Raw genomic sequence first — 22,356 nt, forward strand, 5'->3', positions numbered from 1 at the left:
CTTCCCATCGTTGTTCCTCGGGCCGGAAGCGGCCCTCAGGTGCTGGTCAGCCAGGTCTGGTGGAGCGCCCCCGGGTGCGCGCCCTCGATCGCGAGGGCGAGGAGGTGCCGGGAGGTCGGGCGGAGGAGTTCGAAGGACCAGTCGGCGGACGGGCCGGTCCGCTCGGTGTCGTGCACGGTGATCCGGCGCCCGGCGGCCGGTCCGCGCGCAGCGAAGGAGAAACCCGCGAGGCTCCGGTGCAGTCCGGTGCCCTGTGCCTTGAGGTAGGCCTCCTTGAGGACCCAGAGGTCGCCCACCCGGGCGACCAGATCCGCGGGGTCGAGCGCGGCGAGCTCCAGGAGTTCGTCGGCGGCGAAGAACCTGCTGATGTAGTGCGCGGATTCGGCGGAGGCCGCCGTCCCCTCCACATCGACGCCGCACGACCGGCCGTGGGTGACGGCGCAGACGATCAGGCCTTCCGTGTGGGAGAGGCTGAACCGCACACCGTCGGTGTCCGTCTCGGTCTCGGGGCGCCCGTAGCGTCCGGTCGTGAACCGCCAGCTGTCGAGCGGACGGCCGGTGCGGTCGCTGAGCGCGTACCGGCACAGCAGCCGGCGGCCCAGGAACCGCTGCCGGGCGGCGGGTGTCACCAGCCGTGCCCCGCGGGCCCGTTCCTCCTCGGTGAGGAGCCGGTCGCCGCCGAGACCGGCGGCGAACGTGGTGACGGCGTGCTCCGGCAGCAGCCACAGATAGGTGGCCCCGGTACCGGCGGCCGTCCCGGCATCGGGGGTCCGTTCGGCGAGGGTGGTCGTGTCAGCCATGCCGCAGCTCCTCTCCGGGGTGTCCGCCGGCCGGTGTCCGCCCGCCGCCCGGACGGCCGGCGAGGGTGTCGGCGAGCCGGAAGGCGAGGTCGAGCGCCTGCTCCCGGTTGAGCCGGGGGTCGCACAGCGACCGGTAGCGGTCGGGCAGATCGTCGAAGGTGAGGCCCGGGGCGCCGCCGACGCATTCGGTCACGTCGTCGCCGGTCAGCTCCAGATGGACGCCGCCGGGGTGCACACCCAGGCCGCCCGTCACCTCGAAGAACCCGGACAGCTCGTCGAGCACGTCGTCGAACCGGCGGGTCTTGCGCCCGCACGGCGCGCCGATCGTGTTGCCGTGCATGGGGTCGGACATCCAGCCGACGGGGAACCCCTCGGCCGTCACCTTGGCGACCAGGTCGGGCAGGACGTCACGGATCCGCTCGGCCCCCATCCGCACGATGAGGGTGAGCCGGCCCGGATCGCGCTCGGGGTCCAGCCTGTCGATGAGCTGGAGCAGTTCGTCGGTGCCGATGCCCGGGCCGATCTTCACCGCGATCGGGTTGCTGATGCCGGCGAAGTACGCGACATGGGCTCCGTCGAGCTGCCGGGTGCGCTCGCCGATCCACAGCAGATGGCCCGAGACCGCGTACTTCTTGCCGGTGTCGACGTCCGTCCTCGTCAGGGCGGACTCGTAGTCCAGGAGCAGGCCCTCGTGCGAGGTGAACAGATCGCCGGTGGTGTGCGCACCGTCGGCCGCGACGAGCCCTCCCGCCTGCCCGGTCCCGGCGACGAGTTCCTCGTACCGCTCGCGGGACGGTGATCCGGCCGCGAACTCCCGCAGTCCGTCGCCTGCTTCGGCCGCGCCCATCCGCTCGCGCATGCCGAACGCCCGCACGAGATTGAGGGTGGCGGCGGAGGCGTTGTAGATGCGGACGAGGCGCTGGGGGTCGGGGGTGCGGGCCGCCGTGGTGAAGGCGGAGCCGTTCACGGCGTCGCCCCGGTAGACGGGCAGTTCGGTCCCGTCCCTCGTCTCGGTGGAGGCCGAGCGAGGCTTGGCGTACTGGCCCGCCAGGCGGCCGACCGTGACCACCGGAAGTGCCATGGCATGGCCGAGCACCGTGGCCAGTTGCCGCAGTGTGGCGACCGTACGGCCGATGGAGGCGGCATCCGCCGCGTCGAGGGACTCGGCGCAGTCGCCTCCCTGGACGAGGAACGCCTCGCCACGGGCGACGGCGGCCAGCCGGCGCTTGAGGAGGTCGCATTCGCGCGGGAAGACGAGGGGCAGACTGCGGCCCAGGGTCTCCACGGCCGAGTCGAGTGCGGACGCGTCCGGCCAGTGCGGCTGCTGGCGGGCCGGCAGGGAGCGCCAGCTCGGCGCGGACTGCACGGAAGGGACGCCGACCAGGGGAGTGGTCACGCCGTGAGCTCCACTCTGTGAGGCACCGGAGCGAGCGCGCCGGTGACCAGGTTGTCCAGGATGGCCAGGCCGTGACGGGTCATCACGGACTCGGGGTGGAACTGCACCGACGTGAACCCGGGCCCGCGCAGGGCGTGCACCTCGCCGGTGGCAGGGTCGCGCGCGACGTCGACGTAGTCCGCGACCAGCGGGCTCTCCAGCAGATCGCTGTCGGTGTGTGCGGCGAAGGTGTTGTAGTAGTAGACCTGCTCCTCGGTACCGAACAGATCGACCGTCCGCCGGACGCCCTGGTTGGGGAAGTCCAGCTTGCGCAACGGCAGTCCGAGCAGTCCGCACAGGACCTGGTGGCTCAGGCACACCGACACGAACGGCACCCGCAGATTGAGCAGCGAGCCGGTCACCGCGCGCAGATAGGCGATCTTGCGGTGGTTCTCCTCGCGGGGGTCGCCCGGCCCGGGGCCCAGCACCACGAGGTCGTACCCGGTCAGCCGGTGCGGTTCGTCGAACCGGCGGACGGTGACGTCGAATCCGAGCGAGCGGAGCTGGAGGGCGCCCATGGCGGTGAAGGTGTCCTCGGCGTCCAGGATCAGCAGCCGGCCGCGGTCGGCCGGGCGGGGCGTCGCGGGCGCGAGCCAGAAGTCCGACAGCGGCCGGTTGCGCTCCGCGAGCGCCGCTCTGATCTGCGGATGCTCGTTGTGCCCGGCAGGACGTCTGCGCCGGGCGATCCGGTGCAGTGCGTCGAGCAGCCCGGCCGCCTTCGCCGCGGTCTCCGCCGCCTCCTTCGCGGGCTCGGAGTCGCGCACGAGCGTCGCGCCGACGCCGATCCGCATCCGGCCCCGCGCGTCCACGTCTGCCGTGCGGATCATGATCGCGGAGTCCATCCGCCGCGCACCGGCAGCGTCGCGGCCGATGAGGGCGGCGACGCCCGCGTAGTAACCGCGGCCCGCGGGCTCGATCTTGGCGATCACCCGGCAGGCGCTCTGCACGGGGCTGCCGGTGACGGTGGGCGCGAGGAGCGTCTCGTGCAGGATCTCCCGCACGTCGCGGTCGCTGCGGCCGACAATGCGGTACTCGGTGTGGGCGAGGTGGGCCATCTCCTTGAGCCGCGGCCCCACCACGCGCACGTCGTCGCAGACCCGGCTCATCATCTTCAGTTCCTCGTCGAGGACCATGTAGAGCTCGTTGGTCTCCTTGCTGTCGGCGAGGAACTCCAGCAGCCCGGCCGTGCTCGCCCCGCCGTCGGGATAGCGGTAGGTCCCGCTGATCGGGTTCATCACGGCGACCCCGCCGTCGAGGCTCACATGCCGCTCGGGGCTGGCGCCGATGAAGGTCCGCTCGCCCGTGTGGACGAGGAAGGTCCAGTACGCGCCGGGTTCGCCGCGCAGCAGCCGCCCCCAGAACGCCAGCGCGGTGCGCACCGACCAGTCGGGGATCTCGGTGAGATAGGTGCGCTTGAGGACGAAGTTGGCGCCGGAGCCGTGACCGATCTCCTCGGCGAGCACCCGGCGCACCAGGTCGCCGTACGCCTCGTCGTCGAGGTCGAAGGTGCCCTCGTCCGCGGCGAGTTCGATCGGCCAGGCCAGCACCTGGTCGAGCACCTCGTCCACGGGCAGCCGCGACTGCTCACGGATGTTCATCGCCAGCAGCGGCTCGCCGTCGTCGTGATGGTCGTAGCCCCGCTCACCGATCACCCGGTAGGGCAGCAGCACGAGCGTCTCGTGACGGTCGGGCGCGCCGTCGTCGACGACCGGCAGGCCGGCCGTCGTACCGGCCTCCGTGAAGTCGCCGAGCAGCAGGTCGACCGTGTCGGGCCGGTCGCTCTCGGGGCGGTGCAGCACGGCGAACGCCCGTCCGCTCGCAGCCAGTTCGTCGAGGGAGGTCATGAGGCGTCTCCTGCGGACACGGTGGTCGCCGTCGCGAGCGCGTCGTGCACCGCCGCGGCCGGCACGGTCATGGCGCACCGGGTGGCCGCGTACTCCAGTGCCATCCGGTGGAACTCGGGCGTGAAGTCGGCGATCGCGTCGGCCACCACGAAGGGCTGGATCGTGTGGGCGAAGGCGTCGCAGGCGGTGAGCAGGATGCCGACATGGGCGTAGATGCCGCAGATGACGAGCTGGTCGCGGCCCTGCGCGGACATCAGTTCGAGCAGACCGCTGTTGTGGAACGCGCTGGCCCGCCACTTGGTGAGCACGGTGTCCCGCTCGCCGGGGGCGATGACGTCGGGGATGCCGCGGTCCGCGGGCTCCGCGGACATGCCCGGACCCCAGAAGTCCTGCAGCAGGCCCCGCTCCTTTGGGGTCATACCGCCGGGCTGGGCCGAGTAGACGACGGGGACGCCGGCACGCTCACAGCTCTCGCGCAGCCCGGCGACGGCGTCGAGCAGCTCGGTCCGCAGCCCGCCCTCGGCGAACGGTGCGAGGAAGTAGTGCTGCATGTCGTGCACCAGCAGCACGGCCCGGCGGGGGTCGACGGTCCACGCCGCGGTGTTCGCGGGCAGTTCGGCGGGCCGCGGCATGGGATAGGAGTCGATCGGCGCAATCGCCACTGGTCGTGTCCTCTTCTCGCGGGGATTCTCGCGGGGGTCTGCTCGCGGGCCCGCTCAGGCACCGAGCGCGGCGCCGCCGTCTACGGTCAGGTCGTGCATGGTGATGTGGGCGGCCCGCTCGGAGAGCAGGAACAGCACCGCGTCGGCGATGTGGGCGGGTTCGGCGATCCGGCCGAGGGGGATGCCGACGCGGTACGCGGCGGGCACACCGTCGACCGACGCCCGCTCGGCGGCGTCGCCCTGGAGGGCGGTCAGCATCGGGGTGCGGGTCGAGCCGGGCGCGACGACGTTGCACCGGATGCCGTGCCCGGCCAGCTCCAGGCCCAGGCACTTGGTGAACATCGCGGAGGCCGCCTTGGAGGCCGCGTAGGCGGACATCGACATCCGGGGCGTCGCCGCCGCGTTGGAGGCGACCGTCACGATCGCCCCGCGCCGGCGCGGCACCATCACCCGGGCGACCGCCCGGCTGGTGTGGAACACCCCGCCCGCGTTGACCGCGAAGGTCGTGTCCCACTCCTCGTCGCTGAGCTCGGCCGCCGGGCCGCTGCGCAGTACCCCGGCGGCGTTGACGAGGTACTCGATCGGCCCGAGCTCGACCTCGACCTTGGCGACCGCGGTGTCCACGTCGGCGCTGTCGGTCACGTCCGTCGCGACCGCGAGCACCCGGGCCCCGGCCGCGTCGAGTTCGGCCGCCAGCTCCCACAGCGCCGGTACGTCGCGGTCGATCAGCGCGACCGGCAGCTCGGCGTCCACCAGCGCGCGGACGACCTCGGCACCGATCCCGCCGGCGGCGCCCGTCACCATGGCGACCCCGGACAGCGGCCCGGTCATCGGGTCCACCGCCCGAGCACACGCCCGACCACCTCGTCCGGCACCCGCAGGGCGCGGGTGGTGAACGAACCGAGCGCGGCCAGATAGCGCTCCTGGAGACCGGCCTCGTCGACCTCGACACCCCGGCCGCCGGACAGCAGCGTGCGGCCGCCCACGATCACGGTGTCCACATCGGCCGAACCGGCCAGCCACAGGAAGCTCTCCAGCGGCCGCGGGTTCAGCAGGTAGCGCCAGTCGTCGGTACGCACCAGCACCAGGTCGGCCTGCTTGCCGGTCTCCAGGCTGCCCACGGCGTCGTCCCAGCGCAGCCCCTTGGCCGCGATCCGGGTGCCCATCGCCAGCGCGTCGCTGGGCAGCACCTCGGTCTGGTCGGCGCTCATCTCGTTGTACATCTGCCAGGCCGCACGCATCGTCTCGGCGATGCCGGCGCTCGGCATCGAGGAACCGTCCGTCGACAGGGAGACGTCCAAGCCCTGCCGACGGAGCGCCGGGACGACACCGGTCTCGGTGAGCGACGACTCGCCGGACGGGCCGTACTTGCCGGGGGAGTGGCTGATGTGGGCGCGGCCGGAGAGCAGCAGCTTCTGCTCGTCCTCGTCCAGGAAGGCGCAGTGGCCCGCCATCAACCGCTTGTTGACCAGGCCCAGTTCGGCCAGCCGGCGCACGCCCGTCTCGCCGTAGTACCTGCGCATCAGGTCGACCTCGTTGCGCAGCGCTCCGACGTGGGTCGCGAAACCGGTGTCGTGGCGGGCGACGAGCTCGGCCATGCCGCGTGCCAGCTCGTCGGTCATGTTGGTGACGTACGCGACGCTCGGACGGCACCGCAGCCGGCCCGAGGTGTCCTCGGACGCCAGCCGCAGCAGCGACTCCACGTCCGCCAGGACGCCGTCGGCGTCCCGGGTGCGCACGAAGCGGTCCTGGTCGGGGGCGCAGACCGCGTCGCTCGCCCAGGTGCTCGCGGAGAAGCGGATACCGACGCGCTGTGCCGCGGCGACCATCGAGCGCGGGCGGTTGAGCGAACCCATGTCGCCGAGGGTGGTGACACCGCCGCGCAGCTGGGTCCACATCGAGTACTCGGCGATGGCCTGCGCCTCGTCGGGCGTCATCTGCTCGATGAGGCCGTCGAAGCGGTCGAAGGTGGCGGATATCTGGTGCATGTCGCCGCCGCCGCCCATGAACGCGACCTCGTCGTCGCGGTCGGAGACCGGCCGCAGCGCGCCGCGCATCGGGAAGCGCATGGCGAACATCTCGTGCCAGTGCGCGTTGACGAATCCGGGGAGCACCATCATCCCGCGGACGTCGCGCGTCTTCAGCCCGGCCTTCCGCGCGGGGTCGAGCGTGGCCACGGCCCGCTCGACCTCGTCGGCGGCCCCCACCGCGGCGATCGTCCCGTCCACGATCAGGACGGCGCCGTGCGCGTGCACGCTCTCCTCGGCGTCCGCCGTGTAGACGGTGCCGCCGGTGATCAGCTCGGCGCTCATGAGGCCACCTCGGGCTCCGCCGCGGCGGGTACGGCGCCGGCCGCGAAGTGCGCGAGCCAGCCGTTCAGCGTCGGCGCGGCGACGAGCGCGTCGAACTCGACCGGGACCTTGTTCCTGCGCCAGCGGCTGACGAGCCGCATGATCTCCAGCGAACTCAGGCCGAGGACGACCAGATTGGCGTCCGGGTCGATCGCCGCCGGCTCGATGCCGAGCAGCGGAGCGACCACCTCACGCAGATCCTGCTCGGTCGGGGTGCGGGTGTCGGTGTTGTCCACGTCAGCCTTCCTGCTCGGACGCGGCTGTTGCGGCCAGCGCCTTCTTGTCGACTTTGCCGAGGGGGGTGAGCGGCAGCTCGGTCACGTACCGGACGGCGTCGGGCAGCTTGTAGTCCGCGACGCCCCGCGCGTGGACCGCCTGCTTGAGCGCGGCGAGCGTCCTCTGCGGCCCCTCCGCGACGATGCAGGCGCAGATCCGTTCGCCGAGGAACTCGTCGGGTACGCCGATCACCGCGGCCGCGGCCACCCCGTCGAGCGCCATGAGATGGTCCTCGACCTCGCCCGCGGAGATCTTGTCGCCGCCGCGGATGATCATTTCCTTGATCCGGCCCTCGATCACCAGGTCACCGTCCTCGGTGAGCCGGGCGAGGTCGCCGGTGCGGTAGAAGCCGTCCTCGGTGAACGCGCGCTTGTTGTACTCGGGTACGCCGTAGTACCCGCGCAGTGTGTACGGACCGCGGGTGATCAGCTCGCCGATACCGCCGGCGGGCAGCGGGTCACCGTTCTCGTCCACGATGAGCAGCTCGTCCGCGTCCGAGATCGGCCTGCCCTGGGTGGTGAGCACCGCCTCGGCCGGATCGTCCGGCCTGCTGAACGTGAGCAGGCCCTCGGCCATGCCGAACACCTGCTGGAGCGAGCAGCCCAGCGTGGGCGCGATGCGTTCGGTGAACTCGCGCAGCATGCGGGCACCGCCGACCTGGACCAGCCGCAGGCTGCTCAGGTCGTCCTCGCTCCACTCGGCTGCCTCCAGCCACAGCTGCATGATCGAGGGCACCATCGAGGTGACGGTGACCGCGTGCTGCTCGATCAGGGGGAAGCAGTCCAGCGGGTTGGGGGTGTCGGCGAGCACCGTGGTGCCGCCGGACATCAGCGTGCCGATCACACCGGGGCAGCCGTAGGCGAAGTTGAACTCGATCGGCAGCACCGCCAGATAGGTGTCGGTGGGCGTCAGTTCGCACACCTCCGCCGCGCGCTGCGCCTGGTACACGTAGTCGTCGTGGGTACGAGGGATCAGCTTCGGCAGCGCCGTGGTCCCGCCGGAGAGCAGGAAGAACGCCACGTCGGACGCGTCGGGCTCCGGCAAGGGCTCGGCGTCGGGGGCGGCGAGTTCCAGCTCGGACACCGAGACGAACCCGTCGGTCTTCGCGCCGAGCACGAACAGGGTCCGCAGGGTCTCGCTGCCGGCCTGCACCTGCCGCGCGAGGTCGCGGTGGTCGAATCCGCGGTGGGTCTCGGGGAGGACGTAGCCGGTGGCGCCGCTCAGTTCCACGAGATGGCTGATCTCGGTCGCGCGGTGCGCGGGCAGCGAGAAGACGAGCTTCGCGCCGATCCGCATGAGGGCGAACGAGATCGCAACAAACTCCGGCACGTTGGGCAGCTGCACCACGATCCGGTCGTCGGCGCGCACCCCGTGCTCGAGGAAGCCGGCGGCCAGCCGGTCGGCCCAGCGGTCGAGTTCGGTGTAGCTGATCCGCCGGCCGCCGTGCACCAGCGCGGTGGCGGAGCCGTACTGCCGCGCGGCGTCGCGCAGCACCGTGCCGAGCGTCTCGCCGCGCCAGATGCCCTGCTCGCGGTAGCGCTGAGCGACATCGGACGGCCAGGGAGTGCATCCGGCAAGCATGGGTGGCTCTCCTACTCGGCTTCGGGTGCGGATTCGGTGATGCGGACGACGGCGGCGCCCGCCTCCATGCCGGTGCTCGCGCCGATCAGCAGGACGTTGTCGCCCGGGCCGACCTGGCCGGAGCGCCAGAGGTGTTCGAGGCCGAGGAACAGGTCGGCGGCGCCCGTGTGGCCGACGGTGCTGACGTAGTCCCAGACGTCCTTGTCCTCGGGGACGTCCAGCGGCAGCAGGAACATCGCCTCCAGTGCCGGCCGGCCGAAGCCGACGTGGCAGACCCGGTCGATCTGGTCGAAGGTGAGGCCCGCCTCCTTGAGCGTGCGCTCGGCGATCTCGGCGACGCGGTCGCCGAAGTTCTTGATGGGCGGGGCCTGTCCGGCGGCCCACTGCTCACGCACCTTCTCGGCGCGCTCGGCGAAGTTCAGTCCGCGGCCGCGGGTGACACCGGGCGGGAAGAGCTCCTCGCCGGCGCGGTGCAGGATCTCCATCGAGGAGTCGGACAGCGAGCCGAGGGCGAGCATCTCGGCGAAGCCGCCGCGCCGTGAGAGGACCACGGCCGAGCCGGCGTCGGCGAGCACGAAGAGGCCGGAGGCGCGCCAGCGCTCCACTCCCGGTGTCGAGTAGTTGTCGCCGGTGGTGATGAGGGCGGCCTCGTGCGTGGGGTTGGCCGCGAGCCGGTTGGCCGCCACCTCCACCGAGGCGAGCATGCCGAGGCAGCCCTGCTTGATCTCGACGGCCGGCACCGGGCGGTCGACGGTGTTGTTCAGGATGTAGTGCACGGCCGACCAGCCGTCCGGACCCTGGTGGTGCGTGTAGCTGTGCAGCAGGATGCCGATGTCGTCGGGGCCGTGGCCGGACTCGGCCAGTGCGGCGCGGGCCGCGTCGATCGCCATGTCGGGCGCGGGCGTTGACTTGCTGACGGCCGCGGACCGCATGCCCGACGCCTGCCGGGCGGCCTCGTCGTACAGACCTTCCGCGACCGCGCGCTCGGCCGGGTACAGGGGCGGCAGATGACTGCCGATCCCGGCGAGATACAGGTTCTCGGTCCTCATCGCGCCGACTCCTTCGTGGGTGGGTGGCCTTGGCGGCAAGCACAACAGCTGCGATCCCGGCCCTCATGAGTAGGCGGTACTCATCCACCTCCTCTTAGACACTGTCTATCCCGCACCGTCCTGTGCAGCGGCGATACACGCTCCACGGGCCGGTTGCGGTGGCCGAATTGAGTAGCGACTACTCGGGCCCCTCCGTGTGGCGCGGTGCTGTGCTGGGCGCGTAGCCGCCGCGTGCCACAGCCCGCGGCCCCTGGGCACAGACGAGGGAGATCCGATGTCGTGGTCGCGTCCGGAACCGGGCGACTGGTCAAGTCCAGCCGAACTCGCGCAGTTGCAGCGGGCGGAGCTGCCGAGGGTGCTCGCCCAGGCGATGCGCTCGCCGTTCTACGCCGCCCGCTACCGGGGCCGCAGCGCACCGGCCGGTGCGGAGGACTTCGCCGGCATCGAACTGACCACCAAGCAGGACCTGCGCGACCAGTACCCGTTCGGGATGCTCGCCGTGGACCGCGAGAAGCTGGCCACCTACCACGAGTCCAGCGGCACGGCCGGTGACCCGACCGCCTCGTACTACACGGACGACGACTGGGCCGACCTGGCCGAGCGGTACGCACGCAAGTGGGTCGGCATCCATCCGTCGGACACCTTCCTCGTCCGCACCCCCTACGGCCTGGTCATCACCGCGCACCTCGCCCAGGCCGCCGGCCGGCTGCGCGGTGCCACCATCGTGCCCGGCGACGCCCGTTCGCTCGCCACCCCGCTGCCGCGCATGGTGCGGGTGATGCGTGCCCTGGACGTCTCGCTGACCTGGTGCAACCCCACCGAGATCATGATGCTCGCGGCAGCCGCCAAGGCCGCGGGCCTCCGCCCCGACAAGGACTTCCCCGCCCTGCGGGCGATGTTCACCGCCGCCGAGCCCCTCACCGAGGTGCGCCGCCGCCGGATCAGCGAGATCTGGGGCGGCATCCCCGTCGTCGAGGAGTACGGCTCCACCGAGACCGGCACCATCGCCGGCCAGTGCCCGGACGGCTCCCTGCACCTGTGGGCCGACCGCGCCGTCTTCGAGGTGTGGGACCCGGCCACCGGCGAACTCTCCGACTCCGGCCGCGGCCAGCTCGTGGTGACCCCGCTCTACCGCGAGGCCATGCCGCTGCTGCGCTACAACCTCGCCGACGACGTCGAGGTGTCCACCGCCGACTGCACCTGCGGCTGGCTGCTGCCGACCGTCCGGGTGCTCGGCCGTTCCGGCACCGGCTACACCGTCGGCTCCGCGACGGTCACCCAACAGCGCCTGGAGGAGCTGGTGTTCAGCCTGCCCTTCGAGTACGACGTGATGTTCTGGCGCGCGATGGCCCACCCGGACGTGCTGCGGGTGGAGTTCGAGGCCCCCGACGCGACCCGTGAGCGGGCCGTCAAGGAACTGACCGGACTCATCGACCGCGAACTCGGCGTACCGCACAGCATCACCGGCCTTCCCCTCGGCACGCTGGTCCCCTCCGAGGCGCTCACCGCACAGCGCGACATCCTCAAGGCCCGCTATCTGTTCGGTGAGGGCGAGGACTGGGACAAGGCGGTCATGTACGCATGAGCCGCTCCGAGCTGCGCGCATCCGACGGCCCGTCCGCACCCCGCCGGCCCCGGCCGGCCCTCTCCCGTCCTCCCGTCGTCCACAGCGGACGACGCCCGACCCGTAAGCGGTGACCCATGGTGAGTGAGATGTCCCCCCTGCCGCCGAGCCCCGAGGACCGGATCGCCATCGTCGGCATCGGCTGCCGCTTCCCCGGTGGCGTCGACTCCCCGCAGGCGCTCTGGGAGTTGCTGATGGACGCGGGCGACGCGTCCGGACCGATACCCGAGGACCGGTGGGCGCCGCAGCGCGCCCAGTCCCGGGAGAACGCCGCCGTCCTGTCGCGGGTGATCTCCAACGGCGCCTTCGTCGACGACATCAGCGGCTTCGACGCCGCCTTCTTCGGCATGTCCGCCACCGAGGCCCGCCAGCTCGACCCGCAGCAGCGCATGGCGCTGGAGGTGGCCTGGGAGGCGCTGGAGCACGCCGGCATCCCCGCGTCGAGCCTCGCGGGCAGCGACACCGGCGTCTTCGTCGGTGTCGGCACCGACGACTACGGCCGCCGACTCCTGGAGGACCTGCCGGGCGTCGAGGCGTGGACCGGTATCGGGTCCTCGCTGTGCGGCGTGCCCAACCGGATCTCGTACACCCTCGATCTGCGCGGCCCGAGCGTCGCCGTGGACACCGCCTGCTCCTCCTCGCTGGTCGCACTCCACCAGGCGTGCGCCAGCCTGCGCAGCGGCGAGGTGCCCGTGGCGCTCGCCGGCGGCGTCATGCTGATGGCGGGCCCCGGTCTGACGACCGTCCTCGACATCGCGGGGGCCATCTCCCCGGACGGCCGCTCCAAGGCGTTCGACGAGGCCGCGAACGGCTACGGCCGCGGCGAGGGCTGCGGCATCGTCGTCCTCAAGCGCCTCGCCGACGCCCGGCGCGACGGCGACCGCGTCATCGCGCTCGTCCGCGGCAGCGCCGTGCACCAGGACGGCCGCACCGACGGGATCATGGCGCCCAGCCCGACCGCTCAGGCGCATCTGCTGCGCAGGGCGTACGCGGCGGCCGGCGTCGCGCCCGGTGAGGTCGACTACGTCGAGGCGCACGGCACCGGCACCAAGGTCGGCGACCCGATCGAGGCCGCCGCGCTCGCCGAGGTCGTGGGCGACCGTGCCCCCGGGCAGGGCCCCTGCCTGATCGGATCCGTGAAGACCAACATCGGTCACTGCGAGGCGGCCGCCGGCGTCGCGGGTCTCATCAAGACCGCGCTCGCCATGCAGCACGGCGTCATCCCGCCGACCCTGACCGTCGACGGGCCGCGCAAGGACATCCCGTGGGCCGAGTCGGGTCTGAGCCTGGTCGCCGAGGCGACCCCGTGGCCGGCGGTGAACCGTCCGCGGCTGGCCGGTGTGGCCAGTTACGGCTACGGCGGCACGATCGCGCACGCCGTCCTGGAGCAGGCACCGGTGGACACCACTCAGGAGGCGGACGCCTCGGCGGACACGTCCTCGGGCACGTCCTCGGGCGCGGCCGAGGGGACGGGCGCGGCTTCCGCGAGCGCGGACGTCACCCTCTACCCCGTCTCCTCCGCCAACGAGCCCGGCCTCGCCGCGCAGGCCGCGCGGCTCGCCGACGGCCTCGCGCCGCACGAGCTCGCGGACATCGGGCACACCCTCGCCCGGCGCCGGGCCCACCTCGCCGGACGCGGTGTCGTCGTCGCGGCGGACAAGGACGAACTCACTGCCGGTCTGCGGGCGTTGGCCGAGGGAGAGACCCATCCGGCCGTCGTCACCGGCGACGCGTCGGGCCCGTCCCGGGCGCCGGTCTGGGTGTTCTCCGGCCACGGCGCCCAGTGGTCGGGCATGGGCCGCGAACTGCTCGACGACGAGCCGGTGTTCGCCGCGGCCATCGACCGCCTCGGCCCCATCTACGCCGAGGAGCTCGGCCTCACCCCGCGCGAGGTGCTCACCAGCGGGGAGCTCGGCTCCGTCGACATCATCCAGTCCATGCTCTTCGCCATGCAGATCGGCCTCGCCGAGGTCTGGCGGCGCTACGGGGTCGTCCCCGGCGCGATCATCGGCCACTCCGTCGGTGAGATCGCCGCGGCCGTCGTCGCCGGTGTGCTGTCCGAGTCCGACGGCGCCCGGCTGGTGTGCCGCCGTTCCGCGCTGCTGCGCAAGGTGGCCGGCAACGGCGCCATGATCATGGTGGACCGGCCGTTCGACGAGGTGCGCGACATCATCGGCACCGACCCCACCCTGTGCGCCGCGATCGCCGCCTCTCCCACCTCGACCGTCGTCGCCGGAGACATCACCGCCGTCGACGAGGCCGCCGAGCAGTGGGCCGCGCTCGGCCGGACCGTCCGCCGGGTCGACTCCGACGTCGCCTTCCACAGCTCGCACATGGACGAGATCAGCGCCGATCTCGCCGTCGCCGTCGCGGACATCGAGGCCAGGACCGCGGACGTACCGCTCTACCTCACCGCGCTCGACGACCCGCGGTCCACCCGCAGGCAGGACGCGACCTACTGGGCGGCGAACCTGCGCAACCCCGTCCGGTTCGTCGACGCCGTCCAGGCCGCCGTCGAGGACGGGCACCGGACCTTCCTGGAGATCTCCGCGCACCCCGTGGTCAGCCACTCGGTCACGGAGACCACGGCCAACGTGCCGGGCGCGCTGGTCGTACCGACCCTGCGCCGCAACAAGACCGAACGCACCACGCTGCTCACCTCGCTGGCCCGTCTGCACTGCGCGAACGTGCCGGTCGACTGGTCGGTCCTCCAGCCCGCCGGACGCCGTGCCGATCTGCCGACGACGGCCTGGCAGCACGAGCGGCACTGGGTCGACGCCCGGGGGCTCACCGAGTCGCCCGTCGACACCCTGCTGGGCACCGAGACCGCGGTGCACGCCTCCCGGCTGCGGATCTGGCAGACCACGCTCGACCTGCGCACCCGCCCCTATCCGCGCCGGCACCCCGTCCTCGGCACCGAGATCGTCCCGGCCGCCGTGCTCGTGAACACCTTCCTGTCCGCCGGCCGCACCGACGTCCTGACCGACCTGCGGCTGCGCCAGCCGGTCGTCGTGCCGCAGCAGGAGACCCGCGAGGTGCAGATCGTCCGCGACGACACCGGCCTGCGGCTGGTCTCCCGCAAGCTCGGCGCGCCCGACACGGCCTGGTCCACGCACACCCTGGCCACCGTCGGCGGCGGAGAGCCCGCGGCGCCTGCCGGTGACGCGGACGCCCCCGAGGTGCTCGACCCCGGTCATGTCATCGAGCGGCTCGCCGAACTCGGCGTCGCCGACATGGGATACCCCTGGCGGATCGAGGAACTGCGCTGCGGCGAGGGCACGTTGACGGCCGTCGCGACCGCCGAACTCGACCGCAGCTGGGCGGCCGTCCTGGACGCCGCCCTGTCGATGGCATCGGTCATCTTCACCGGCCCCGGCGTGCTGCGCATGCCCGCGCACATCGACCAGGTGACCCGCTCCGGCCCGCCCCCGCGCAGAGCCGCCATCACCGTCCGCCTCGACCCCGCCCGGCCCACGACCGTGCACGTGGAGATCCGCGGCACCGTCGAGGGCGAGGAGGACGACTCCGTCCTCACCCTGCGCGGTCTGCACTACGGGGAGCTCGACGGTGACCTCTCCGGGGAGGAGCAGAGCACCAGCGGCCGGTTCGAGCTGGAGTGGCAGCAGTTCCCGGTCGACACCGAGACGCACACCGCGCTGCCCGACCACACGGTTCTGGTGCTCGGCCCGACCGATCTCGCCCGCTCCCTGGTTCCGGCGTGCGCCGCGCACGGTGCGACGGTGAGCGTGGACGCGACCGCGGTCACCGACGCCGACCATGTGCTGTTCGCCCCGACAGCCGCCGAACCGGCGGACATCGCGGTCGAGTTCGCCCGCATCGTCGCCGAGATCGCCTCCCTGCCCGGCCGCAAGCCGCTGCTGTGGTGCCTGACCGCGGGCGTACGGGGCGCGGCCTCGATCGGCGATCTGGCGGGCTCACCGCTGTGGGGCATGGGCCGGGTGGCGGCGAGCGAACACCCCGAGTTCTGGGGCGGTGTCGTCGATCTGCCGGCGGGCGCGCCCGACGAGGTGAGCGCCGCGCTGCTGCTCAATCTGCTCCATCTGCGACCCGCCGAGCCGGTGTTGTCCGTCGCCGACGGCGCGGTCCACGTGCCCCGGCTGGTCCCCGCGACGCCGGTGCCGGACGCCGAGCCGTTCAGCTGCCGCGCCGACGGCACGTATCTGATCACCGGCGGCCTCGGTGTGCTGGGCCTCGAAATGGCCGAACACCTCGCCCAGCGCGGCGCCCGCCGCATCGTCCTCCTCGGCCGTACCGCGGTGCCTCCGCGCGCCGCGTGGTCCGACGACGACCGCCGGGTCGGCGCGCTGCGCAGGCTGGAGTCCGCCGGGGTCACGGTGAGCACCGTCGCCGTGGACATCACCGACCTGGAGGCGACCCGGGCCGCGCTCGACGCGCTCGGGCTCCCGCCGATCCGCGGTGTCGTCCACGCCGCCGGCACCGTGCACAGCGCGATGATGCACCGTCTGGAGGCGAGCGCGCTGCGCGAGGTCATGCGGCCCAAGGCGGAGGGCGCGCTGGTCCTGCACGAGCTGTTCCCGCCGGGTTCGACGGACTTCTTCGTCCTCTTCTCCTCGGCGGGCCCGCTCCTCGGCCTGCCGGGCCAGGGTGCGTACGCCGCGGCCAACGCCTACCTCGACGCCCTCGCCGCCCACCGGCGGACCGGCGGCGCCCAGGAGTCCGTGAGCATCGCCTGGACCAGCTGGCGGGGGATGGGCATGGCGACCTCGGCCGACGCGACCGACGTCGAACTGGCCGCCCGCGGCACGGCCGACATCGCCCCGGACCAGGCGCTGCGCGCCTTCGACCAGACCGCGGCGGGAGCCCCGGGCGCGCTGGTCACGGTCATCAGCCTGCTGCGCGGCCACACGGGCCCGCGCCCCGCCCTGCTGGCGGAACTGGCGGGCGACGACGCCTCACGGCCCACGGAGGTACCGGACTGGGTGGGCCTGACGGGCGACGAACTGGCGGCGTACCTGCTCGACGACGTACGCCGCCGGGTCGCGGCGGTCCTCGGCATGCAGCCGGCGGCGGTCGGCGTCCACCGCCCCCTGACGGAGGCGGGAGTCGACTCCCTGCTGGCGGCGGCGGTACGGGTGGCGCTGGAGCGGGACCTTGGAGTGGCGCTCCCGGCGACGCTGCTGTGGAACTACCCGACGGTGAGCGAGATAGCGGGCTTCCTGGCGGGCATCCTGACGGAGTCCTCGACGACGGCGCACCAGCCGACGTCGTAGCAGCGCACGACTGAGTGGCGGGCCGGTCGCGTAGACCGTCCCGCCACTCGGTGGTTCTGTCACCGAGGTGTGCGCCGGGAGGTGCGGAGGAGGCCCTCCGGCGTCATGGGTCCGACAAGTGCGCCTGGTCGTGCGGGGCAACAATTGCAGCCCGTCCGGCGCTTGAGGACACGGCCGCGGCACAGGCGGCGGGTCGGCCGACGCACGGCGCGCAACGAGCCGGCGCCCGGTCGTGCGGGGCAACCATTGCAGCCCGTCCGGCGTTTGAGGACAGGGCCGCAGGCCGTGCGGTACGGACGGCAGGTCGGCCGACGCATGGCCCGCAACCAGACCGGCGCCCGGTTGTGCGGGCAACCATTCCAGCCCGTCCGGCGCTTGAGGACACGGCCGCAGGCCGTGCGGTACGGACGGCGGGTCGGCCGACGCATGGCCCGCAACCAGGCCCGCGCCCGGTCGTGCGGGGCAACCATTGCAGCCCATCCGGCGTTTGAGGACATGGCCGCAGGCCGTGTGGCACGGGCGGCGGGTCGGCCGACGCATGGCCCGCAACCAGGCCCGCGCCCAGTCGTGCGGGCCAACAACCCGCAACCAGACCCGCGCCCAGCCGTGCGGGCCACCACCCCGACGCGCGGGCCCCGGGAGCCGCAACCCCCGGGCCCACCCCCCACCCCCCACCGCTCACCCCTTCAGCAACGCCTCCGCCCCGTCCAGCGACCTCTCCACCGTCAGCCGGAAGAACGCCAGGTCCTGCGCTCCCGCGTCCTCGCTCCGGGCCACCGCCTGCGCGCCCGCCGCCGCGAGGCCCGGCCGGTTCGGGTCCGCCGCGAACGCGGCCATCGTGCGGCCCATGTCCGCGCGTGCGCTCGGGAAGAAGCTGTCGCGGTCGTCCTCCACCGCCACCAGCATGAACGCGCTGTTGAGCAGATAGCGGTAGATCTCCGTCGCGTGGTCGCCGAACCCCGCGAGCAGGAGCACCTTGATGCCGGTGTCGATCGTCGGCAGCGCGGACGGCACGTTCGGCCCCACCACGACCAGCCGCCGCGCCACCCCCGGGTACTGCTTCAGGACGGCGCGCCCGTCGAAGGTGAGCGAGCTGAACCAGTCGCGCCACGGAACATCCGGATCCGGTACCGGTATACGGCCGATCACCTGGTCCGTGACCGCCATGACGACCGCCTCCCGGTCGCCCACGTGATGGGCGACCACACCGGGCCAGACGTCCAGCTTGGTGGCGATCTGCCGGATCGACCAGCCGTCGAGGCCGCGTTCCGCGGTCAGTTCGACGGCCGCGTCGATGATCTTCTCCGCCGTGATCGGCGGCAGGCCCGCCGAGGCGCGTGAGCGACGGCGCGGCGCTGACTCAGACATGACGAGAAACCTAACGCTGAGGGGAAGTGGCCGGAGCGACTTGACGCCCGGCGACCCGCAGGGCATAGAGTCAGCCTAACCTATTAGCCACTGTCTAAGAGGTGCCCGAACAGACCTGCCCGCTGCCGATACCGCCGCTGACGGCGCTGGTCGAGGCGTGCCCCGCTCGCTCGGGCCGCCGGTCGACCCGACCTGCCGACCGGCGCAATTGTCCGCATTTCGGCTCGCTCCCTGAGAGGCTCCGCGTCATGCGCAAATGGATGCCGCTGCTGGCGGTTTGCTTAGGCACCTTCATGCTGTTGATCGATGTGACCATCGTCAGCGTGGCGCTGCCCCAGATGACCGACTCGCTCGACGCGTCGTTCTCCGCCCTGCAATGGGTGGTCGACATCTACGTTCTGGTGCTCGCCGCACTGCTGATGGCGATCGGCTCGCTGTCCGACCTCACCGGCGCCCGCCGGGTCTACCTCGCCGGCCTGGCCGTGTTCGCCGTGGCGTCCCTCGCCTGCGGGCTCGCGGACAGCAGCGGCATGCTGATCGTCGCGCGCGGTGTCCAGGGCCTCGGCGCGGCGGCGATGTTCGCCACCAACACCGCACTGCTGGCGAGCAATTACCGCGGCAAGGACCGGGGCATCGCCTTCGGTCTGTGGGGTGCTGTCAACGGCGCCGCCGCCGCGGCCGGTCCGATACTCGGAGGTCTGCTCACCGAGCATCTCAACTGGCGGTGGATCTTCCTGGTCAACCTGCCCGTCGCGGCCATCGCCCTGATCGTCGGCCACAAGCACCTGACGGGCTCGTCCATCAGGACCGACCGCCGCGTCGACATCCCGGGCACGGTCGCCTTCACCCTGGCCTCCACCCTGTTGATCTTCGCCCTGATCCGTGCGGGCGAGGACGGCTGGGGCGCGGACATCACGCTCGCGCTGTTCGGCGGCACGGTGGTCGCGTTGATCGCCTTCGTCCTGGTCGAACGCGGCCGGCGCGATCCCATGCTCGACCTGAAGCTGCTGCGGACACCGTCGTTCGGCGGGCTGATGGCCGGCGCGGTGGTCTTCAGTGCGGCCGCCTTCGCCAATCTGGTGTTCGTGTCCGTCTGGGCGCAGTCGGTGCTGGAGCTCAGCCCGGTGAAGGCCGGTCTGATCCTGATGCCGCTCAGCGGAATGTCGTTCGTGGCGGCGGGCCTTGCGGGCCGCTTCCTCGCAAACGTCGCGCCACAGTGGCCGATCGGGGCCGGTCTGCTGCTGATCGGTGCCGGGACGCTGCTGGAGATGCTGCTCACCGGCACCTCCGGCTGGACGGCGCTGCTCCCCGGCATGCTGCTGACGGGTATCGGTGTCGGTATCGCCTCGCCGATCCTCGCGTCGGCCGCGCTGGCCGCCGCGCCGGCGAGCCGGGCGGGCATGGCGGGCGGAGCGGCGAACACGTTCCGGCAGCTGGGCTTCGCCGTCGGCATTCCGGTGGTCGGAGCCATTCTGTCCGGCGCGATCGGACGGGAGCTGGCCGACAACGGCTCGTTCGCCGACTCCGACGCGGCGGCCGAACTGGTCACCGGCGGCAGGTCCGCGAGCGTGGTCGCCGAACTGCCCGCCCAGGCGCAGGCCGCGGGTGCGCGGGCCGTCGAGGACGCGTACGCCGCGGGACTCGACCAGGTCTTCCTGGTGAGCGGGCTCGCCGCTCTGCTTGCCGGGGTGCTGGTCCTGCTCCTGGTGCGCCGCTCTCCCGAACACCACGACACCGCGGTGCCGGACGACGGCGACCGCCCGAAGACGGCCGCGGAGGGTTCGCTCCGGGCCGTGTGAGAAACCGCTTTCCGGGGCACGCGGCCGACCGTGCGCGGGCCCCGGAAAACGGATGACCGTCCGGTCGGTAGGCCGGCCTTGGCGAATTCCTAAATCGGAATGATCGCTTCCGTGAATTTTTCGCAATAGAGTGATTGTGGGCGGAACGTAAGTCAGAGCTATTGGCGCCGGTTTTGTCTATACCTGCTTGAAGGGTGGGGGGATGGTTGAGGATTGTACGGGGTTCCGGACTGCGTGCCGCGCGCATCAAGGCAGGATTAACACAGGACGAGGTGGCCAGACGCGCCGCCATCAGCGTACGAACTGTCCGTCACATTGAACGCGGGCACGTGAAGAATCCGCGGCACGAGACCCTGGCCCGTATGGCCGAGGTCGTCGGATATGAGGCCGCGGTTCCGGACGACGCCCCCGATATCGGGACCCCTGCCGAACCGCCCGCATTCGCCCAGGAGATACGGCTGCTCGGGCCGCTCACCGTCCTGAGCGCCGACGAGCCCGTGTCCATGCCGCTCAAGCAGCGCGCCCTGCTCGGCCTGCTCGCCGTGCAGCCCGACCAGACCGTCAGCCACGAAGAGATCGCCGACGTCCTGTGGAACGGCGAAGCACCGCCCGCCTACCCGCAGTTGGTGCACACCTACGTCGCCCGGCTGCGCCGCATCATCGAGCCCGGCCCCGGCCACGGCGGCACGACCCGCAGGATCAGCACCGTCCGCGGTGGATACGTCTTCAACAGCGGCGGAGTGCGACTGGACCTCTCCCGGTTCGAGGAGCGCGCCGCCCTGGCCGCCCGGACCGCCATGGACGACCCGTCCGCCGCGCTCGACCTCTACCGGCAGGCCCTGCGCTGCTGGCAGGGCCGGCTGCTCCAGGACCTGCCGCAGCTCTGGCACCACCCCTCCGTGGTCAGGGTGGCCCAGCGCCATATCGACGTGGCCATCGAGTTCGCCGATCTGGCGCTGCGGCTGAACCGGTCCGCGTTCGCCGTCGAGTACCTCAGGGTCGCCTCGTACGAGGAACCGCTGCACGAATCGCTGCAGGCCCGGATCATGCTGGCGCTCGCCGGTTCCGGCCGCCGCGCGGCGGCCCTGCGCCTGTTCACCGACCTGAGGATGCGGCTCAAGAAGGAACTCGGCGTGGAACCGAGCGAGGAGATCTGGCAGGCGCGCAACAGCATCCTCGTCCAGGACGGCGCCGAGAACCGCCCCGAGGCAACCGGCCCCGCACCGGGCGAGCAGTACGGCACGCCTGACCACTCCTGGAACGGACCGCTGCCGCCCCGCACCCCTCCGCCCTCATCCGCCCGTCCCCGCAGCCTCGCGCCGCCCGCCCAGCTTCCCCCGGTGATCGCCCCCTTCACCGGGAGACAGCAGCAACTGGCGGCCCTCGACGGCCTGCTGGCACAGCAGCACAAGGGATACGCGGCGGTCGGTATCGCGGCCATCCACGGTCCCTCCGAGATCGGGAAGACCGCACTGGCCGTCCGATGGGCCCACCAGCACCACGACGAGTTCCCCGACGGGCAGTTGTACGCCGATCTTCAGGGCAGCGCCGACCCGTCGGAACGGCCGGTGAACCCGAGCACCGTGCTCACCCGGTTCCTGCGCTCCCTCGGCGCGCCCGACGAGTGGATTCCGGACAACCCGGAGGAGGCGTCCGCCCTCTTCCGCAGCCTGCTCGCCGGCCGCCGCTTCCTCGTCGTGCTGGACGACGCGGCGGATGCGGCACAGGTCCGCTGCCTGTTGCCCGGGACACCGGGCAACGTCGTGCTCGTCACCAGCCGGGCACCTCTCATCGACCTGGTAACGCGCGAGGGTGCCATGAGCATGGCTCTCGACGTCCTGTCCGCCGCCGAGGCGTACGAGCTGATCGAGACGTATCTCGGTCCGGAGCGCACGGCGGCGGAACCCGAGGCCACCCAGGAACTGGCCGCCGTGTGCGGGCAATATCCGCTGGAGCTGCGCATGGCCGTCGCCCGGCTCGCCGCGACGCCGCACGTCTCCATCCGCACACTCGTCTCCGAACTCGCACGCGGCGGTGAGGCCGAGAACCTCTACCCGCTGCGTGCCCACCGGGCGTCGAGGCCGGGCCGTACGAACAAAGCCGCTGACAGCCGGTGGCAACGGCTGACATGAGCGCTGACAGCCTTACGCCAGGCTGACAGGAAATTCCGTCCCGTCCACTCCGAAGGAATCATCGCAGCTCAGCGCAGGAATTCCGTGGCCCACAGGTTGACATGCCGATTAGGCGCACGTAAATCGGCGTTTGCGGCAGCGGAGTTCGGTTGCCCCGGCAGGGGTGCCCACCTAGGGTCACGA

14 protein-coding genes are annotated in these 22,356 nt (G+C 72.2%); 4 read left to right on the forward strand and 10 right to left on the reverse strand.

Annotation, left to right across the window (positions count from 1 at the left end):
* Nucleotides 1-35: 35 nt before the first annotated feature.
* The 9 genes from RPQ07_RS25860 to RPQ07_RS25900 are packed head-to-tail and all read right to left on the reverse strand — an operon-like array spanning nt 36 to nt 9,998.
* A complete protein-coding gene (locus RPQ07_RS25860) occupies nt 36-800 on the reverse strand; it encodes a 4'-phosphopantetheinyl transferase family protein (RefSeq protein WP_313946579.1) in 765 nt (254 codons plus the stop codon).
* Nucleotides 793-2,196: a 3-deoxy-7-phosphoheptulonate synthase class II gene (locus RPQ07_RS25865; protein ID WP_313946580.1), complete on the reverse strand. Its 1,404-nt coding sequence runs from the start codon at nt 2,194-2,196 to the stop codon at nt 793-795. The genes RPQ07_RS25860 and RPQ07_RS25865 overlap by 8 nt, the downstream gene beginning before the upstream one ends.
* Nucleotides 2,193-4,079: an anthranilate synthase family protein gene (locus tag RPQ07_RS25870; protein WP_313946581.1), complete on the reverse strand. Its 1,887-nt coding sequence runs from the start codon at nt 4,077-4,079 to the stop codon at nt 2,193-2,195. The genes RPQ07_RS25865 and RPQ07_RS25870 overlap by 4 nt, the downstream gene beginning before the upstream one ends.
* Nucleotides 4,076-4,741 (reverse strand): isochorismatase family protein, encoded by a 666-nt coding sequence (locus tag RPQ07_RS25875; RefSeq protein WP_313946582.1) that lies wholly within the window; start codon nt 4,739-4,741, stop codon nt 4,076-4,078. Before RPQ07_RS25875 ends, RPQ07_RS25870 begins: the two co-directional genes overlap by 4 nt.
* 54 nt (nt 4,742-4,795) lie before the next feature.
* Nucleotides 4,796-5,572, reverse strand: coding sequence for a 2,3-dihydro-2,3-dihydroxybenzoate dehydrogenase (locus tag RPQ07_RS25880; RefSeq protein WP_313946583.1), 777 nt, complete (start codon nt 5,570-5,572; stop codon nt 4,796-4,798).
* The gene (locus RPQ07_RS25885) at nt 5,569-7,053 is read right to left on the reverse strand and encodes an amidohydrolase family protein (RefSeq protein WP_313946584.1); all 1,485 of its coding nucleotides are present in this window, start codon (nt 7,051-7,053) and stop codon (nt 5,569-5,571) included. Before RPQ07_RS25885 ends, RPQ07_RS25880 begins: the two co-directional genes overlap by 4 nt.
* Nucleotides 7,050-7,328 (reverse strand): phosphopantetheine-binding protein, encoded by a 279-nt coding sequence (locus tag RPQ07_RS25890; protein WP_313946585.1) that lies wholly within the window; start codon nt 7,326-7,328, stop codon nt 7,050-7,052. Before RPQ07_RS25890 ends, RPQ07_RS25885 begins: the two co-directional genes overlap by 4 nt.
* A gap of 1 nt (nt 7,329) precedes the next feature.
* On the reverse strand, nt 7,330-8,949 hold the full coding sequence (locus RPQ07_RS25895) for a (2,3-dihydroxybenzoyl)adenylate synthase (protein WP_313946586.1): 1,620 nt from the start codon (nt 8,947-8,949) through the stop codon (nt 7,330-7,332).
* An 11-nt stretch (nt 8,950-8,960) separates the two neighbouring features.
* Nucleotides 8,961-9,998, reverse strand: a complete 1,038-nt coding sequence (locus tag RPQ07_RS25900) for a ketoacyl-ACP synthase III family protein (protein WP_313946587.1) — start codon at nt 9,996-9,998, stop codon at nt 8,961-8,963.
* 274 nt (nt 9,999-10,272) lie between these two features.
* Between RPQ07_RS25900 and RPQ07_RS25905 the strand changes: the two genes are divergently transcribed.
* Both RPQ07_RS25905 and RPQ07_RS25910 read left to right on the forward strand, forming a co-directional pair.
* Nucleotides 10,273-11,583, forward strand: a complete 1,311-nt coding sequence (locus tag RPQ07_RS25905) for a phenylacetate--CoA ligase family protein (protein WP_313946588.1) — start codon at nt 10,273-10,275, stop codon at nt 11,581-11,583.
* 128 nt (nt 11,584-11,711) lie between these two features.
* Nucleotides 11,712-16,874 (forward strand): type I polyketide synthase, encoded by a 5,163-nt coding sequence (locus RPQ07_RS25910; protein WP_313946589.1) that lies wholly within the window; start codon nt 11,712-11,714, stop codon nt 16,872-16,874.
* Nucleotides 16,875-17,552: 678 nt separating this feature from the next.
* Here the strand turns inward: RPQ07_RS25910 and RPQ07_RS25915 are convergent.
* Nucleotides 17,553-18,242, reverse strand: a complete 690-nt coding sequence (locus RPQ07_RS25915; protein ID WP_313946590.1) for a TetR/AcrR family transcriptional regulator — start codon at nt 18,240-18,242, stop codon at nt 17,553-17,555.
* Between the two features lie 248 nt (nt 18,243-18,490).
* Between RPQ07_RS25915 and RPQ07_RS25920 the strand changes: the two genes are divergently transcribed.
* Both RPQ07_RS25920 and RPQ07_RS25925 read left to right on the forward strand, forming a co-directional pair.
* Nucleotides 18,491-20,041 (forward strand): MFS transporter, encoded by a 1,551-nt coding sequence (locus RPQ07_RS25920; protein ID WP_313946591.1) that lies wholly within the window; start codon nt 18,491-18,493, stop codon nt 20,039-20,041.
* Nucleotides 20,042-20,235: 194 nt separating this feature from the next.
* On the forward strand, nt 20,236-22,173 hold the full coding sequence (locus RPQ07_RS25925) for a BTAD domain-containing putative transcriptional regulator (protein ID WP_313946592.1): 1,938 nt from the start codon (nt 20,236-20,238) through the stop codon (nt 22,171-22,173).
* Nucleotides 22,174-22,356: the final 183 nt, after the last annotated feature.

The sequence above is a fragment of the Streptomyces sp. AM8-1-1 genome, from assembly GCF_032229325.1.
GTDB lineage: Bacteria > Actinomycetota > Actinomycetes > Streptomycetales > Streptomycetaceae > Streptomyces > Streptomyces achmelvichensis.